General features: G+C 51.8%; 16 protein-coding genes. 8 read left to right on the top strand and 8 right to left on the bottom strand.

Annotated elements, in window-relative coordinates:
- Positions 1-111: 111 nt before the first annotated feature.
- Positions 112-1044, bottom strand: coding sequence for a manganese-dependent inorganic pyrophosphatase (locus PDUR_RS05690; protein ID WP_042205442.1), 933 nt, complete (start codon positions 1042-1044; stop codon positions 112-114).
- 203 nt (positions 1045-1247) lie between these two features.
- On the opposite strand from PDUR_RS05690, the gene PDUR_RS05685 reads away from it, so the two are divergent.
- Positions 1248-1772: a hypothetical protein gene (locus PDUR_RS05685; protein ID WP_042205441.1), complete on the top strand. Its 525-nt coding sequence runs from the start codon at positions 1248-1250 to the stop codon at positions 1770-1772.
- A gap of 54 nt (positions 1773-1826) precedes the next feature.
- Here PDUR_RS05685 and PDUR_RS05680 read toward each other — a convergent pair whose 3' ends face one another.
- Entirely contained in the window at positions 1827-2528 is a 702-nt protein-coding gene (locus PDUR_RS05680; RefSeq protein WP_042205440.1) for a YjjG family noncanonical pyrimidine nucleotidase, read from the bottom strand.
- Between the two features lie 213 nt (positions 2529-2741).
- Between PDUR_RS05680 and PDUR_RS05675 the strand changes: the two genes are divergently transcribed.
- Both PDUR_RS05675 and PDUR_RS05670 read left to right on the top strand, forming a co-directional pair.
- Positions 2742-3146: a MerR family transcriptional regulator gene (locus PDUR_RS05675; protein ID WP_042209104.1), complete on the top strand. Its 405-nt coding sequence runs from the start codon at positions 2742-2744 to the stop codon at positions 3144-3146.
- A 19-nt stretch (positions 3147-3165) separates the two neighbouring features.
- Positions 3166-4353: an MFS transporter gene (locus PDUR_RS05670; RefSeq protein ID WP_042205439.1), complete on the top strand. Its 1188-nt coding sequence runs from the start codon at positions 3166-3168 to the stop codon at positions 4351-4353.
- 390 nt (positions 4354-4743) lie between these two features.
- Here the strand turns inward: PDUR_RS05670 and PDUR_RS05665 are convergent, their stop codons facing one another.
- From PDUR_RS05665 to PDUR_RS05645, 5 genes are all read right to left on the bottom strand, one after another.
- Positions 4744-5265 carry a mismatch-specific DNA-glycosylase gene (locus PDUR_RS05665; protein ID WP_042205438.1) on the bottom strand — a complete coding sequence of 174 codons (522 nt, stop codon included), beginning with the start codon at positions 5263-5265 and terminating at the stop codon, positions 4744-4746.
- A gap of 59 nt (positions 5266-5324) precedes the next feature.
- Positions 5325-7358, bottom strand: coding sequence for a DUF6449 domain-containing protein (locus PDUR_RS05660; protein ID WP_042205437.1), 2034 nt, complete (start codon positions 7356-7358; stop codon positions 5325-5327).
- Positions 7333-8235 carry an ABC transporter ATP-binding protein gene (locus PDUR_RS05655; RefSeq protein ID WP_042205436.1) on the bottom strand — a complete coding sequence of 301 codons (903 nt, stop codon included), beginning with the start codon at positions 8233-8235 and terminating at the stop codon, positions 7333-7335. The genes PDUR_RS05660 and PDUR_RS05655 overlap by 26 nt, the downstream gene beginning before the upstream one ends.
- Positions 8232-8618, bottom strand: a complete 387-nt coding sequence (locus tag PDUR_RS05650; RefSeq protein WP_025688255.1) for a GntR family transcriptional regulator — start codon at positions 8616-8618, stop codon at positions 8232-8234. The genes PDUR_RS05655 and PDUR_RS05650 overlap by 4 nt, the downstream gene beginning before the upstream one ends.
- Before the next feature lie 209 nt (positions 8619-8827).
- Positions 8828-10525 (bottom strand): MFS transporter, encoded by a 1698-nt coding sequence (locus tag PDUR_RS05645; RefSeq protein ID WP_042205435.1) that lies wholly within the window; start codon positions 10523-10525, stop codon positions 8828-8830.
- 161 nt (positions 10526-10686) lie between these two features.
- Between PDUR_RS05645 and PDUR_RS05640 the strand changes: the two genes are divergently transcribed.
- Positions 10687-11319, top strand: a complete 633-nt coding sequence (locus PDUR_RS05640) for a TetR/AcrR family transcriptional regulator (protein WP_042205434.1) — start codon at positions 10687-10689, stop codon at positions 11317-11319.
- A gap of 136 nt (positions 11320-11455) precedes the next feature.
- On the opposite strand, the gene PDUR_RS05635 is transcribed toward PDUR_RS05640, so the two are convergent.
- Positions 11456-12604, bottom strand: coding sequence for a polysaccharide deacetylase family protein (locus tag PDUR_RS05635; RefSeq protein ID WP_052410077.1), 1149 nt, complete (start codon positions 12602-12604; stop codon positions 11456-11458).
- A gap of 425 nt (positions 12605-13029) precedes the next feature.
- Between PDUR_RS05635 and qoxA the strand changes: the two genes are divergently transcribed.
- From qoxA to qoxD, 4 genes are read left to right on the top strand one after another with little or no spacing between them, the layout of a single operon-like run.
- Complete coding sequence (qoxA, locus tag PDUR_RS05630) at positions 13030-13941, top strand: cytochrome aa3 quinol oxidase subunit II (RefSeq protein WP_042205433.1); 912 nt, start codon at positions 13030-13032, stop codon at positions 13939-13941.
- 39 nt (positions 13942-13980) lie between these two features.
- Positions 13981-15930 carry a cytochrome aa3 quinol oxidase subunit I gene (gene qoxB / locus PDUR_RS05625; protein ID WP_042205432.1) on the top strand — a complete coding sequence of 650 codons (1950 nt, stop codon included), beginning with the start codon at positions 13981-13983 and terminating at the stop codon, positions 15928-15930.
- Positions 15927-16523, top strand: coding sequence for a cytochrome aa3 quinol oxidase subunit III (gene qoxC / locus PDUR_RS05620; RefSeq protein WP_042205431.1), 597 nt, complete (start codon positions 15927-15929; stop codon positions 16521-16523). The genes qoxB and qoxC overlap by 4 nt, the downstream gene beginning before the upstream one ends.
- Position 16524: 1 nt before the next feature.
- Entirely contained in the window at positions 16525-16818 is a 294-nt protein-coding gene (gene qoxD, locus PDUR_RS05615; RefSeq protein ID WP_179945181.1) for a cytochrome aa3 quinol oxidase subunit IV, read from the top strand.
- Positions 16819-16850: the final 32 nt, after the last annotated feature.

Below are 16850 nucleotides of genomic sequence, written 5' to 3'. Positions count from 1 at the left end.
TGTATGAGCCCCACAGCAAAAAGGGAATTCCGCGCCAGTTATGGCCCCCGGAACTCCCTGTTAAGCAGCCCCGCAAAGGGCGCTTGGCAACTACAAATGAGTTGTCAAAATTTACAGCTTGGCCATCGTCTCGGTAAGCACCGGCACGATCTGCGACTTACGGGAAACAACGCCTTTGAGCAGAGCCTTGTTGTCGTCCAGCTTCACATTATATGCCTGCTCCACGGCTCCTGCCGCGCTGCCCAGAGCGACGCCGACGGAATCGCTGTTCAGGATGTCCGTTACGACGAACAGGAACAGATCGAGCCCTTTCTCGTCAACAATGCTTTGCAGGGCAGTCTCAAGCTCGGCTTGGCGGGACAGCACATCATTCGTATCCACCGCGTTGACCTGGGCGATAATCACTTTCTTGCCGCCCATGCTGAATTCCTTCGCATCCAGATTAAGCAGCGTATCGATGCTCTTGTCGCTGAGGTCAGCTCCGGCTTTCAGCATGCTCAGGCCGTAGCTGTCTGTGTCCACACCGGCGATTTCCGCCAGCTCTTTGGCTGCGGCCACGTCCTCGTCCGTGCAGGTCGGGGACTTAAACAGCAGGGAGTCGGACACGATAGCGGACAGCATAAGTCCCGCAACCGGCTTCGAAATCTCCACTCCGTTCTCCTTGTACAGCTTCTTCAAGATCGTTGCGGTACAGCCTACCGGCTCGGCGCGGTAATACAGCGGATGTGCTGTTTCAAAGTTGGCGATCCGGTGATGGTCGATAACTTCAACAACACGCACCTGATCGATATCGCTGGCGCTTTGCTGGCGCTCGTTGTGGTCGACGAGAATAACCTGCTTCGCTTCGCCAGCCACATTTTCCACAAGACGCGGAACTTCCACACCGAAGTGGTCCAGCGCATATTGCGTTTCGGAGCCGACTTCGCCAAGGCGGACAGCTTCAACGTCCCAGCCCAGCTCTTTTTTGAGCGCGGCGTAGGCGATGGCGGAACAAATCGTATCGGTGTCGGGGTTTTTGTGCCCAAAGATCAATGTTTTTTCCATTTCCAAGCTCCTAACTTAGGTTTTTGTTCAATATAATATACCATACATTGATAGGAAGCCGCCAGAAGCGGGAGACGGAGTCCGGGATTACATATTATGATATTTTTCACTTTCCAGGGAGCAAATCTTCAGGTAGAATCCCAATGGATTCCATATTTTTCTAAGTAATCAATTCATCGGATTTATGGAGGTGTTCATGAAAGATGAGAAAAAGCTTCCTGCCGCTTTGCGTTCTTATTCTAATGATTGCACTGGCAACCGCTTGTTCCAAAGCCAACCCGCCTCAGTCTTCACCTGAGCAGCAGAAGGAATGGATACGAAAAGACTTTATTACTGAGAAGGTAAGCTATTATACCCGCCAAAACTTTAGATTTGTGGAGAAGCTGGCAGTTTCCAGTCAAAAAAACGGATACAGCGTTGTCCTCACCTTTATTCCAGAAGTCGGGTCTGCGCCTGTCAAGCAGGATATTTACCGCTCCATGGCCGCTTATGCCTTTGGCATAAACTCTTTTTTTCCGGAGATCAAGAGCTATGAATTTAACGTTCTATGGGATGAACGGACCAAAGAAAAGGCCATCCATGCCGTTATCGACGAAGCCGGAGTCACCAGTCTATCCAACCGCTATCATGAATTAATGATCGACAAGAACGGAGGCTTTGAACCCTCCTACCGGTCTTTTTTCTCGGAATCGACGGAGTCGGAAGCAGCCAAAAAATGGGCCGATTGAACAACGTTTCTTGCAATTGCCTTCCTGCCTGTCGCTAACCGGGGCCGGTCCCCGCTACTCGACTCCTACAATGTTCAGCAGTTCGGACAAGGCCTTGATTTCATAGGTCGGAGTAATCCCGGGGTCTCCGGATTTCCCGCGCGGGTTGAACCAGCAGGTGTCGATGCCATACGAAATGCCGCCCTGAATGTCCGATGTCAGGGTATCGCCGACGATCAGCACGCCAGGCTTGTCTTCGGGTGTGAGTCCAAGCTTGGCAAACGCGTGATCGAAAATACCCGGCTCCGGCTTCTGGCTTCCGACTTCCTCTGAAATGATGATATGCGCGAACGTATCCCGCAGCGGGGAGTCTTGAATGCGCGAATACTGAACCTCTTTAATGCCGTTCGTAATCACCGCAAGACGGCAGCCGGATAATTCTCTGCATATCTCCGCCGCTCCCTCAATCAGGAAGGTTCCGGTCCCCGCTCCCAGATGGAACAGGTATGCCGCGCTGAAGGACTCGGGGTCCAGCTCAAGCTCATGTGCGGCAAACAGCCGGGTAAACCGTTCCACGCGCAGTGCGTCGGAGGAAATCAGCCCGAGCTCCAAATCCCTCCACAGCCCCTTGTTGATTACTTTGTATGTAGATCCGCAGTTATCGAAGCCCTCCGGCATGCCGAACTGTTTAAAAGCTTCCCTCAGCGCATAGCTTTCCGACTGATCGTAATCGAACAGCGTGTCATCAGCGTCGAACAGAATAACATCATATTTCACTTGTACTATTACCCCCGATTATCATGCATGATCCGTAATCCTGATTTGGCATATTCTTATATTCAGCTTCCTCCCTGCCCATTCCTGCCAAGATTCGAATTATACCGGAGAATTCCACTAAAAGCCGATTTCACGGGAAAGTCTTATACCTGTCTTGAAAAGCAAAGAAATGAACCTTGACTTAGAGTTAACTCAAAAGTTTATACTTTGTTCATGAAAAAATTGCTGACTATCCGGCAAGTCGCTGAGATCACCAAGCTTAGTGTCCACACGCTTCGTTATTACGAGCATATTGGTCTTCTTAGTTCCATTGGCCGCGACAAAAACGGTTACCGTTGTTACTCGTCCGAAGATATTACCTGGATTGAATTTCTGACCCGACTTAAAGCCACAGGAATGTCAATCCATAAAATGATTGAAATCGCCGAGTTAAGGAGGCAGGGCGATTCAACTTTAAACGCCAGAAGGGTTCTCATGGAAGAACATTATCAAGAAGTTCAAAAGCAGATAGCCGACCTGCAAAAAAACCTCGACCTGCTTGCACATAAAATTGTTATCTATAAGGAAATGGAGACTATTTATGAACTCGGACAAAACAACAATGAATGTGAAGAATAATAAGGAGATTTTATAACGTATGAAAAAACGGCTTGCAACTTACATTATAGCCTTAGGGGTATTCGGAATCGTTAATACGGAACTTGGAGTGGTTGGTATTTTGCCGCAGATTTCAGATCGATTTAACGTCAGCGCTTCTCAAGCAGGAATGCTGGTAAGCATGTTCGCATTAATTATTGCACTTTCCGGTCCATTTGCGACTTTATTATTTTCAGGCATCAATCGCAAGACTATATTAGGTTTAGTAGTTGTTGTCTTTGCCATCTCTAATCTTGTTTCGGCATTTTCTCCTACATACTCGGTATTAATGCTTTGCAGGGTCTTTCCTGCTTTTCTCCACCCGGTCTATTTTTCAGTTGCCTTTGCAGCTGCCGCAAGTTCCGTTCCAAAAGAGCAAAGCGCCGCGGCGGTCGCCAAAGTATTTACAGGTCTAACGGTAGGCATGGTTTTGGGCGTACCAATTACATCGTTTATTGGAGATCGATATTCTCTTGAAGTTGCGTTTCTTTTCTCGGCTATTGTAAATATGATTACGTTTATTGGTATTGTCATTTGGATTCCATCCATGCCGGTTGAGGAGAAGTTAACCTACGGCAAGCAGTTGAGAATTATGCTTAAACCGCAATTATGGATGAACATCGCAGCCACTTGCTTTATTCTTGCAGCCCTGTATTCTCTTTATTCTTATTTTGCCGAGTATCTTATCGATGTGACGAACATGAGCGGCAGAACCATTAGTTTTATGTTAGTCATTTTTGGAGCGAGCGGGATCTTTGGCAATCTATGCGCAGGCAAGTTTTTGAGTAAAAATATAACTGTAACCATCTCTGTATATCTTCTGCTGCTTGGAGCTGTCTATTTACTTATATTTTATGCTGGAAAATATATGTTTCCAATGATCCTGATCATCGTTATATGGGGAGCTGTTTTTGCAGGCGGTCTTATCATAGGTCAAACTTGGCTTACCTCAGAAGCTTTGGAAGCCCCGGAATTTGCTAATAGCTTATTTGTATCCTTTGCAAATTTAGGCGTAGTGTTCGGTACTGCTTTGGGCGGTTGGTTTCTAGCGAGGATGGGAACGCATTCAATCGTTTGGAGCGGTATATCGTTCTTAATACTAGCTTCCGTGTGTATTGGAGTGAAAATAAGGCTATTTGACTTTAAGGAGTCTAAATCTAAGACCGGCAATAACTCGGCAAACCGATAAACCATTTGAGATATACGGGAATTTCTCCCGTCTATGTTGAGCATATCGCTGTATTCCAGTCATTAAGATGGAAATTCTCCAGCTTATTTGTCCGTTTTCCCGCCTTTGGGACGCAAACGGCAAATTATGACGGAGGATTTCCTGTTCAACTTCACATCACGCTCGCTTCTGGCCTGTTAAGCGGGAGAAATTCCCGTTCAAATAACGGGGTCATTTCGTTCATCCGTGGTGCCGCGCAGCGGCATGGAAGTCTGATATTGAAACAAACGAACAGCCTGAGCTCCTGCGAATACAGGACTCAGGCTGCTCATTATTTAATAACTGTCTGCTTGAAAGGGGGCTCCGCTTGAACGCCTCCTGAGGAGTAAGATACCGGCTTCGCGCACAAATTCATTCCAGGTCAGTCCGGGCGGCCTCATTCAGCCTGCGGTAAATCCCGATGATTTCCTCCATCGGCATCCGCACCAGGCCGCTTGAGGACGGCGCGACAAATTCACGTACGCCGTCCACCACCGGTTCCAACTCCTCCTGAAAGCCCCAGCCGGCCTTCGTCCTGCGGCTGAATTCCGTGTACACGCCCTTGCCGACGAAGCAGGCGATGTGCGGCCGGTACTTCGCAAGCTTGGCGCGCAGCAGATCACGCCCTTCCCTGTACTCCTCCCGGGTGATATCCTCCGCTCCCCTCGTGGGACGAGCGACGATATTGGTGAAGCCATAGCCGAGCTTCAGCAGTTCGCCATCCTCGGAAGCGTCGTACAGCCGCGGCGTAAGTCCGCTGCGGTGCAGTATTCTCCAGAAGTTATTGCGCGGATTCGCATAATGATGGCCGACTTCTGCCGACCGAAGGCTTGGGTTAAAGCCGATAAATACAATGTGCAGCCCGAAGTCGAGATGATCCTTCACCGGATTCATGACCGTCGCCTCCGTTCAAGTCATAGTTGTACATACATGCTTCATAAGTTCCCCGCCGCTCAGGGAAGCAGCGCTTTAATCTCAGGCGTCAGATCTGCCGCGTCAATCCGGGAATAATCGCTGTTTCCGCTCCTGTATTTCAGGAGTACGACGTACGTTCCCTCATCCGGCGTATAATTCCGCCGTATCTCCAAAATATTGTTAATGCGCGCCTTGTCTTTAATAATGACAGAGCGTCCCTGCTCCTGTGCAAACTTAAGATGCGCTGCCGGGTCGTACGTATAGCCGTTCGGAAGGATTTCGTCCCTGCTCTGCTTAGCCAGCTCGGCAGACAGTACATCGTCCGCCTTAACTTTAACCCGATCCGCATAGCCTTTTCGCTCCAGCCACGCCCCCAGTTCATGGTAGGACGATTTCCAGTCATAGTTTATGAATGAATAAGAGCGGCCTATCGACTCTTCCGGGATGATGTTGATATAGGCCAGCGGTATCGTGTCGTCTGTCTGATCTTTAAAGGACAGGTTCAGGATTTCCTTCTTCAACAGCGCCTTGAACTCATTGATCTCAGCTGGATCTGAAATGACGGCTTCCCTGATACTGGAGTGCAATTGAATACTAGCGAGCGGCTTGTCAAGCTGCGGGAGGACGTACTCGGCCCGTTTGAATCCTTCTGATTCCATGACGGTTTTCAGTTCAGGCTCGAACCCGGCCAGCGGCACAACATACTGCCTCGTCATCGTACGTCCGTTGTTCAGCTTATAGGCAAAGGTATAGAGACGTGTGTTCTGCGAAAATTTATACCGGCTCTCCCCCTCGCCCGGCCGGACCTGCACAAGCGCTTCATGCAGCTTTCGGACAGCAGATGCATAAGCCGGGTCCGAAGAGAACGGGTCCACTCCCCGGAAGGGACTGGCGAACGTATCGGAATCAGTGGAACTTACGGCTGCGTTTTGCGGATTCACATAACCCCAGTAGTAATTGTCTCCAATGTATACCCCTGTGATCTTGTCCGCATCAGGCACTCTTGCCTCATAACCCGTGACGGGCGATACGGGAAGGTATAACAGAAGCCCGAGAATGAGCGCGTACCCCGCAAACCGGGCGGGCAGCTTCCGGTCCAGGATAAGCCACGATTTACGGATCACCATTTCCGATACGGCGTAACCGATGACGGCTCCAAGAGCATAGCCCGCCAAGGCCCATCCTGTCTGCCCAGTGCGCATATCCGCTAAATACGTGCCGGAGATCAGCATAGCGCACAGCATGACACCGCCTTTAAACAGCGGATTGAAGTACGTAAAGGCCAACGCCAGGCCGGCCGTTTCTGTCCGCCGCTTCCGGTACAGCAGATAGGACAGCAGAATGAGCAGGACGGTCAGAGCGGCGTATATGCCCAGTTCGCTCCAGGTAAACGGCGAGCTGGGCACGTTCAGCATATGAAGAATGGGCGACCAATTGTCTATATGTCTAAAGCCGCTCTGGTCCGGAAAACCGTATAGGTAGGCGCGAAAATGGGACAGCGCCAATTGGGACAGCACGGCCGGCAGAAGCAGCAGAATGTATACGATAATACCGTGCAGCACAGTCAGACCAATGCAAATCCCGACAAATGCGGTTACAGCGAACAGGAACAGCGTCAAAATACTGACTGCCGCGCCCCAGGCCCATACATCCGCTCCACTGTATAGGAACCTGTTCCCATCCCAGGTCCGCACCAGTCCGGCGGCAAGCGCCGTAAGCCATACTGGAACGAGCAAAAGAACAGAGCCGCTAAACAATTGGGCCGTCAGCAAATGTCTGCGGCGCAGAGGAAGGCTATGCATAGCGTCCGCCGCTCCCTTATGCTGAAGATAGCGGAACAGCAGCAACCCCGCTGCTACGGGCATCAATAGTGGAAAAACCATGAACAGGTCACCGCTGGCCCTGAAAAGATTATCCACCGGCTGCGGCGGTGCATCGGGATTCCCGCCCAAAAACACTTGCAGCGGCAGCCCGAACAGCAGTCCGAGAAAGTAGATGATGGCAATCCATGAGTGCTGCCTGAAATTTTGCCGGATCATTCCGGAGTTAAAGAAGAATCGGCGCGATGTCATAGCCTGCCCCCTCCATTTCGTAAATAAAGATTTCCTCCAGGGTCAGCGGCAGCAAATCCAGCACATACGGGTCGTATACGCGGAAATACTCCTCGATCCGCTTACGGTCACCTTTTACAATATAAAGGAAGACACTGCCTCTTTGTTCACGGTGAAGCACCGGCAGCTTGGCCGTCAGTGCGTGTTCATGACGTTCGTCCCGGAAAGCGACCTGCACTTTATGCGTGTCGGATTTCAGCTCGTCAAGCTCCTTATCGATCAATAGGGCTCCGCCGTGCATAATGCCGATATGGTCGCAGAGGTCTTCGATCTCCCGCAGATTATGCGAGGAAATAACAACGGTAATGCCGCGTTCGGCAACTTCCTGGAACAGCACATTTTTAACCAGCCGCCGCATCACCGGATCGAGCCCGTCAAGCGGTTCATCCATAATGAGCACATCCGGCATACAGCTGAGCGCCAGCCAAAAAGCGGCCTGCTGCCGCATTCCCTTGGACAGACGGTTCAGCTTGCGCCTTGGGTTCAGCGGAAACAGATTACCCAATTCCTGGAAGCGATCCTCGCTCCAGCCCGGATAGACGGATTTATAGAAGTCGGCCATCTGCATGATGGAAGCCTGCGGAAAGAAATAAGGAAAATCCGGCATAAATACGACCCTTCCCTTAGTGTCCGGGCTCTCAAACACCGGTTTGCCGTCTATCCGAACCTCCCCCGACTCCGGTTCATAGATCCCCGCAATCGTCTTAAGCAGCGTTGTCTTGCCCGCTCCATTCGAGCCGAGCAGCCCGAATATATTTCCTTTATGTATCGTTAAAGAAAGTCCGTCGACCGCCTTCCGGTCCTGAAAAATCTTGCTGACCCCCCGTATCTCGATCATGTCTGATCCCCCTCTCCTTTTTTCTCCAAAGCCAGCTTGAACAGCTCGCCAATTTCCGCTGCCGTAAAGCCAAGGTACACGGCTTCCGCCATCAGCCGCAGCAGCTCCTCGCGCACTTCCGCCCTTTTGGCCGCATTCATACCCTGCTGCGCCGGGGAGACGAAGCTGCCTTTTCCCGCCCGGGAATAAATATAGCCTTCCCGTTCCAGCTCCCGGTAAGCCTTCTGAATTGTGTTGGGATTCACGGTAAGCTGCGCCGACAAAGTCCGCACAGAGGGCAACTGCTCGTCAGGCTGCAAAATACTGTACAGAATCATCTCTTTGATCTTATCCGTCAGCTGTTCATAAATCGGCTTGCGGCTGCGAACATCCAGTTCGAACACATGCGATTCCCCCTTCCCCTGCTCCCGGGTTAATGACTTTCCTGGCAGACCAGGTGTGTTAACTGTACTATTATTAATAATACAGTTAATCGCAATTGTCAATACACTCCATCCAAATCAAATAAGCCGCTCCCGCCAGGAGATTTCTCCATCTCCACGGGAACGGCAGAATCAGCTGATGCGAAGGGGATGCCGCATAGTGCGCCTATTTAGAGCAGCGTTCCTTTCTCCGCAGCCGGAATTTCTCTTTCGCTGCGCCGGGGGGAACGATCGCTGATCAGGGCAAAGGCAACGCCGGGAAGCAGGAGAAGGCTTGCGAGCGCAAAGGTCCGGCTGAATCCCTTCACGGCCGCCTCCTTCATCTCGGCGCCGATCCGGCCGACCAGCGCTTCCGCCTCGCGCAATTGGGCGGGCACCGCTTGCTCAAGCGCCTCACGCTGCGCAGGCGCAAGCTTGGAAGCGGCAGCCCGAAGCTGCGCGCCGACCGCCGCCGCCGCGCTTTCCGGCGCAGGGGGCGAAGCCGTGCCGCCCTCGCCCCCGGAATCGGCGCTTTGCAGCGATGCCGTCAGGGCTTCCTTGACTTGCGGAAGCAGCTTCGCGTCGGTCCGAATCATCTGCACGGCGCTGCTGCGGGCGACTCCCATCTTATCATCAAGATTCTGCTGGAGCGCGGTGACGATAATGGCCACGCCGAGCACGCTGCCAAGCGCCTTGGTCATATTGATGACTCCCGAGGAAATGCCGACCTTCTCCTCGGGCACATTGCGCACCGCCGCCGACATAACCGGAGCCATCGTGAGGCCGACGCCGATGCCGGCCAGCGCCAGACGCAGCAGAATACCGCTTACCGGCGAGGACGAGGACAGTCCTCCGAGAGAATAGGTGGCGCCCGCAAGCACCAGAATGCCTACCGAGGCGAACCACCGGCTTCCGTACTTCCCGGACAGCGGTCCGGAAATAGCCGAGGTCAATGTCGCGCCGACGGCCATCATCGACAGAATCAAACCTGCCTTCAAATCGGTCATAGCCATGATACGCATCAGAAAAAACGAGGTCAGCAGCGAAATATTCATCAGCCCTGCACCGACAATCAGCAGGGTCAGCGCCGCTCCGTTGAAGACTTTGATCTTCAACAGCTCTAGCGGAAGCATCGGTTCCGCTCCTTTGCGCTCCGCATACAGAAAAAGGAGCAGAAATAACAAACCGGCGGCAAAGAACAGCAGAATGGCGGCAGAAGTCCAGCCCCAATCCTTGACCCGGATCAGACCGTAGACGAGGCAGAACATACTTACAGTGATGAACAGCGTGCCCGCAAAGTCTACTCTCCGCCCGGCGGAGGCATCCTTCGATTCTCCAATGAACACCAGCGTCAGAATCACGCTCAGTACGCCGAGCGGCACATTGACAAAAAAGATCCACTGCCAGTTCAGCTTCTCCATCAGCATTCCTCCGAGCGCCGGCCCGCTGGCCGCCGCCAGGCCTGAGACGGCTCCCCATATCCCGATAATCGCGCCGTGCAGCTCCCTCGGAAACGTCGTAGTTGTCAGCGGAATCGTCACCGGCACGATAATCGCACCCGCCAGGCCCTGTATGATCCGCAGCACGATCAATGCCCCGAGACTCGGCGCAAATCCGGCAAGCAGCGACGAGAGGGTGAACAAGGCGATGCCGATGAGAAACACCTTTCTGCGCCCGAATTGGTCCGCAAGCCGGGAAGCGGTCAAGATCAAGACGGCAAAGGCCAAATTATAACCGTTCATTACCCATGAAATTCCCGAGACACTGCCCCCGAAATGCTTTGTCATTTCCGGCAGGGCGATGTTGACGATCGTCGTATCCAGCAGCGCCATAAAGAACCCCAGCACGATAGCTGTGAACGCAAACACCCTCTTCATTTTTTCGCTCATCCCCAAAATCCTCTCCCTCAAGAAAATATGAACTATAGTTCGCATTCAAGATTATATGAACTTTAGTTCAGTTTTGTCAACGAGAAATTGAACCATAGTTCATCTTTTGTTTGACACCCTGTTTCGGCTTCCTTACAATCGGATTAAGGAGGGGTTTGCGCGTGAACGAAACTGAAGAACAATTACCGGACAAGACAAGAAAGCCCCGGCAGGACCGGAGCATCAAGACCAAGGATTCAATTGTTCAGGCGGCAGCCAGGCTCTTTTCCGAAAAAGGCTACCACCGGACGAACACCAAACAGATCGCCGCAGCCGCAGGGGTTTCGACCGGGAGCTTTTATTCCTATTTCACGGATAAGCGTGACGTGTTTCTTGACGTTCTCAAAATTCACAGTCAAGCGATGCAGGCCCATGTTGACGCCACGGTGGCGCAGCTGAGCGCCAAGCAGTCGGACAAACGCGTGGTCATCTCGCATATGATCGAGAGCCTTATCCAATCCCATACACCATACATCAGCTTTCATCGGGAGCTCTCCCTCTTGCAGCTTTCTGATGAGGTGATCAAAGAGGTCATGGAAAGCCAATACAACATAAGCCGTCGCAAAACGCTGGAGTTCATGAAGCTGAGCGAGCATGAGCTGCGCACCTCTGACCTGGAAGCCGCCTCCGTTGTTGTCTTCGAGTCGGTCAGCAGCGTTGTGGACCGCATCGTGTTCTCCGGCGAAGGCGTTTCGGCCGGCCGCCTCAAGGCGGAGCTGGTTGACATGCTGGTCCACTATCTATTCGGTGAATAAGAGCAGCTTATAATTCCTAATTTTCAAAAAAGCGTCCTTCGGAACCGCAAACGGTTCTTCGGGACGCTTTTTTTAACGGTGTACTCTGATTTAGCGGCAGCGGATACCCGTTGCCATCTGGAGAGCAGCATACGAATCACCGCGTATCATGCCAGAAGTTCAGCGGCTTAAGATCGGATGTTATGATTTCGTATCGATAGCCTTTCTTGTGGAGATAATCCAAAATACGGGGCAGCACCTGAAGCGTCGCTTTCTGGTCATGCATCAGTATGACGGGATTAACGCCGTACTTGTCCAGTTTGTTCACCTGGCTGACTACATTGGTATAGATCAAATCGCCGGCGCTCTTATATTTCCAGTCTAAGGAATCGACGTTCCAATCCCAAAGATGATAACCGCTGCCAAGTACTTTATCTCTAAAAGCCTTCGTAAAATACGGCTTGCTGCCGTACGGCGGGCGGATCAGCTTAGTGGTGCGTCCGGAGACCGCTTTAAGATCGGCGTTGCCCTGGTTCATTTCCTTCAGCGCCGCAGCCGGAGATGCATAAAATTTATTCTTCACATGGGTTATGCCATGCAGGCCAAGGCCATGCTCCGATTTGACCATCCGCTTCACCTGGCTAGGGTAACGCTCGATGTTCGGTCCCAGCATGAAAAAAGTCGCCTTCGCGCCGTGCTTGTCCAGGATATCCAGCAGATGTCCGGTCGTCGCCGACGGTCCGTCGTCGAAGGTCAAATAGACGATTTTCCCGGATGCTACCGGTTTGGGCGGATTCGGAGCCGGAGAGGGGCTTGGTGCGGGCTGAGGCGGCTCCTCCGGTTTCAGCATCTCCTTGAACTTCTCGGCAAACGCTTCGTCATCCAGCACCTGAGAGCCATCCGTAATCCGCAGCAAATACTGTACCGGCTTATAGGACACGGAATAGCCCAGCAGCGTGACGATTTTCAGAGGAATCATCAGCTTGCCGCCGCGCTTAAAGACGGTCAAGCTTATTTCCGTCCCGTCTCCCGCGATTCCTTTTCCTTCCTTCAAAATTCTAATCCTTCCTCTGTCACCCGACAGCATCAAATCCTCCGGCGTTCCCCCAAGGCTGAGCTTCAATTTGTCCGCAAGCGCACGCACCGGCACATAAAAGGTATACCCCACGGACACAGCGCGGATATCCGTAACGCTGTCATTAATCCCCAACTTCATTTCGCCGCTCTCCGCGGCAAGCACACCCGGTACTAAGCCCAAAGCAAGGATGAATACAATAACGCATAGCATGGTTTTTCTGATCGACAAGGCCCCAAGTCTCCTATTCTATATATCTTCAATCTCTTTTTCTTACTGTAAAGATAGCATAAATAGAAGGAGGTGAATTGGAGAGATTGTAACCAGCAGGCAAAAAAGTTGTTACTTGCGGGGAAAAAGCTGTTCAGCAGGCGATTATATTTGTGACAAACTTAGCAACAATAGTGAAATTATGAACAAAGTTTGAACATTATAGAATATCCCGAAAACCGCGTAATGACAGTGATTTATATCACATCTTTCGTCTTTTTGTAACAGTTTCTACACACAAAATTAAATAAATCGCCATTATATAGGATTTATATGGATATAAAGCTATATTGTGTATTTTGCATTCCCTTTAAGGAATTTTTAATATAGATAGAGGTTAATGTTATCCGGTTAATGAAACTAGTATTAAAGGAAAGGAGTTCATCATGAACAAAAAAGGGCCGTTATACGCAATGTTTTTCAGCCTTTTCCTGCTGCTGCCCGGATGCGGTTCGCTTACCGTTCTGAATCCGCAAGGTCCGGCGGCAAAAACGCTGTCCGACACGATCATCCTGTCCATTCTGGTGATGCTCGGCGTCCTGGCCGTGGTCTACATTCTCTACATTATCATGTTGGTGAAGTACCGCGCAAAAAAAAGCAACGAAGGGTATATTCCTCCGCATGAGGAAGGAAATAAATGGCTGGAAGCAACCTGGATCGCTATTCCGATCATCATCGTCGCCTTCCTGTCGGTAGTAACCGTAAGGACGACGAACGCGGTGGAGAATGTTCCGGCAGACTACAAGGATCAGAAGCCGCTGGTCATTTACGCATCATCCTCCAACTGGAAATGGCATTTCAGCTATCCGGAGGAAGGCATTGAAACGGTTAACTACGTGAACTTCCCCGTGAATCGTCCGGTTGAGTTCAGATTGTACTCTTTCGGACCGATTGCCAGCTTCTGGATTCCGCAACTCGCCGGACAAAAGTATGCGATGAGCGATATGACCACTTATCTGAATCTCGTTGCGGAGACTCAGGGCGATTTTCTCGGAAGAAATACGAACTTCAGCGGCAAGGGCTATGCTCAAATGGAGTTCACGGCAACCTCGATGAGCAGCGACGACTATGACAAATGGGTAAATGACGTCAAGAGTACCGCTTCTCAGCTTACGGAAGACAAGTTCAAATCGCTGCTGGCTACGGCCCATGTAGGACGCGAGACGTTCTCGTCCACACATCTGACCTTCAGTCCTCCGCCGGGAGAACACAGCGAGCATATGGATATGGATCATAGCAATATGGACCATAGCAATATGGAAATGGACAATAATGAACATTCGCACCAGAGCAACTAATTCCAGACTTACTTGAACAACCTGAAAGGAGTCCTCCCAATGAATTTTGATTTGGAAAAATTCAAGGTTCACGGCGAACCCCTGATCTACGGGGCGATGATCAGCATTGCCCTGGCATCGATCGGGATTGTCGTGGGTTTAACCGTGTTTAGAAAATGGGGATGGCTGTGGCGGGAATGGCTGACCACCGTGGATCACAAGCGGATCGGCGTCATGTACATCCTGGCCGCCCTGCTTATGCTGTTCCGCGGAGGCATCGACGCATTGATGATGCGTCTGCAGACCGCCGCGCCGGACATGAAATTTCTTGACGCGCAGCATTACAATGAGGTCTTTACGACCCACGGTCTGATTATGATTCTGTTCATGGCCATGCCCTTTATTATCGGTCTTATGAACGTCGTCGTGCCGCTGCAAATCGGCGCGCGCGACGTCGCCTTCCCGCGTCTTAACGCGGTCAGCTTCTGGCTCTTCTTCTTCGGAGCCATGCTGCTGAATATTTCGTTCGTCATCGGCGGGTCGCCGGATGCCGGCTGGTCCGCCTACTTCCCGCTGGCGAGCCTGGAGTTCAGCCCGACTGTCGGCAATAACTACTACTCGCTGGCGCTGCAGATTTCCGGTATCGGCACGCTGATAACAGGCGTCAACTTTATCGTGACAATTCTGAAGATGCGCGCACCGGGCATGAAGCTGATGCGCATGCCGATGTTCACCTGGTCCGTGCTGATTACGAACGTTATTATCGTCTTCGCCTTCCCGGTTCTGACCGTGGCGCTGGCGCTGATGATGTTCGACCGCCTGTTCGGCTCCCAGTTCTTTACGATGGCTAACGGCGGCATGGATATGCTCTGGGCCAACCTGTTCTGGGTATGGGGCCATCCGGAGGTATACATCGTTATTTTGCCGGCCTTCGGTATTTACAGTGAGATTATCGCAACCTTTTCCAAGAAAAATCTGTACGGCTACACCTCCATGGTCGCCAGTATGCTGATTATCTCCCTGCTGTCCTTTGTCGTCTGGGCGCATCACTTCTACACGATGGGTCAGGGCGTTATGGTCAACAGCTTCTTCTCGATTTCGACGATGGCCATTGCCGTGCCGACCGGGGTCAAGATATTCAACTGGCTGTTCACCCTGCGCAAAGGCCGGATCAGCTTCACAACGCCCATGTTGTACTCTTTGGCCTTCATTCCGATCTTCACGATCGGCGGCGTTACCGGCGTTATGCTGGCCATGGCCAGCGCCGACTATCAGTACCATAACACAATGTTCCTGGTCGCGCATTTCCACTACGTTCTGATTCCGGGCGCCGTATTCGCCGTTATCGCGGGCTTCCACTATTGGTTCCCTAAAGTGTTCGGCTTCCGCCTGAATGAACGTCTCGGCAAGCATGCCTTCTGGTGGATTATTATTTCCTTTAACGTAGCCTTCTTCCCGCTGTTCATTCTCGGACTCATGGGCATGACCCGCCGGATGTACACGTATTCCGCGGAAACAGGCTTCGGTCCGCTTAACATGATCTCGTTCGCCGGCGCGCTCGGACTTGCGATCGGGTTCGCCATTCTGGTGTATAACATTTACTGGAGCACACGCTATATGCCGCGAGACAAGACCGGCGATCCATGGGATGCCCGCACGCTGGAATGGGCGACCCATAGTCCGATCCCGGAATACAACTTCGCGGTTGTTCCGAATGTCAAATCGCTTGATGCTTTCTGGGCCATGAAATACGACAAGCAGCCGCTGTTTGAAGATCAGATTACGAAGATCCATATGCCGAGCAACACGGGTAAACCTTTTGTCCTTGGCGTCGTCTTCTTCTTCCTTGGATTCTTCCTGGTATTCAGCATGTGGATTCCGGCGATTGTTGCCGGCATTGGCGTCCTGATTGTGCTGGCGGCGATGTCCTTCGACCGCGATCACGGCTTCTATATTCCGGCGGATAAAGTCATCAAGACAGAAAAGAAACTGGGGGGTGGAACGCTATGAAAGTAGATACCTCCAAACCGCTTGAGTATGGCACACATGAGAACAGCAACCGCATCTTCGGCTTCTGGGTCTTCCTGGGAGCGGAAATTGCGCTGTTCGCCACACTGTTTACCGTATTCTTCGTTCTGGCGAACCGTTTTGCGGACGGTCCCAGCGGAAGCGAGCTGTTCGAGATCGGCCCGGTGCTGATTGAGACGTTCCTGCTGCTCACCAGTTCCTTTACGATCGGCCTGGCCGTTCACGCCATGCGCCATCAATATAAGAGAGCCATGCTCGTCTTCTTCGGCATCACGCTGCTGATGGGCCTCGGCTTCCTTGGCATCGAAATTACGGAGTTCGTGACTTACGTGCACGAGGGAGCGACGCTTCAAACGAGCGCGTTCCTGTCCAGTCTGTTCGTACTGCTCGGCACTCACGGCGCCCACGTTACCTTCGGTTTCCTGTGGGGCGCGGCGATTATGATCCAGCTCATGCGGAGAGGAATCAACCCGGCTACGGCCAATAAATCGTTTATCTTCTCGCTGTACTGGCACTTCCTAGACGTTGTCTGGATTTTCATCTTCAGCTTCGTCTATCTGAAAGGACTGATGTGACATGATGAAGCAGTTGTTTCCCGTTCGCCATGTGATAGGCTATATCGCCTCTTTGGTCCTTTCCGCCGCAGCGCTGGCTGTCATTTACGGTGACTTCTCCCATGCCGCAAATATAGCCATTCTGGTCGTTACCGCTCTGATTCAGGCTTCCCTGCAGCTGTTCCTGTTTATGCACATCGGGGAATCGGCCGATACGAAAAAAGAGCTGTACATCAACATCGCCTATGCGCTGTTCGTCGGTCTCGTCACCATCTTCGGCACGCTCTTCATCTTTGTGTGGGGCTGGTACAGTTAATTTCCGTTTTCTCTCTAAGCGTCTTGGCCGCT

The organism is Paenibacillus durus, from assembly GCF_000756615.1.
Lineage (GTDB): Bacteria > Bacillota > Bacilli > Paenibacillales > Paenibacillaceae > Paenibacillus_AQ > Paenibacillus_AQ durus.
Note: the sequence above shows the minus strand (reverse complement) of the source record. Positions and strands in the feature narration are given on the sequence as shown.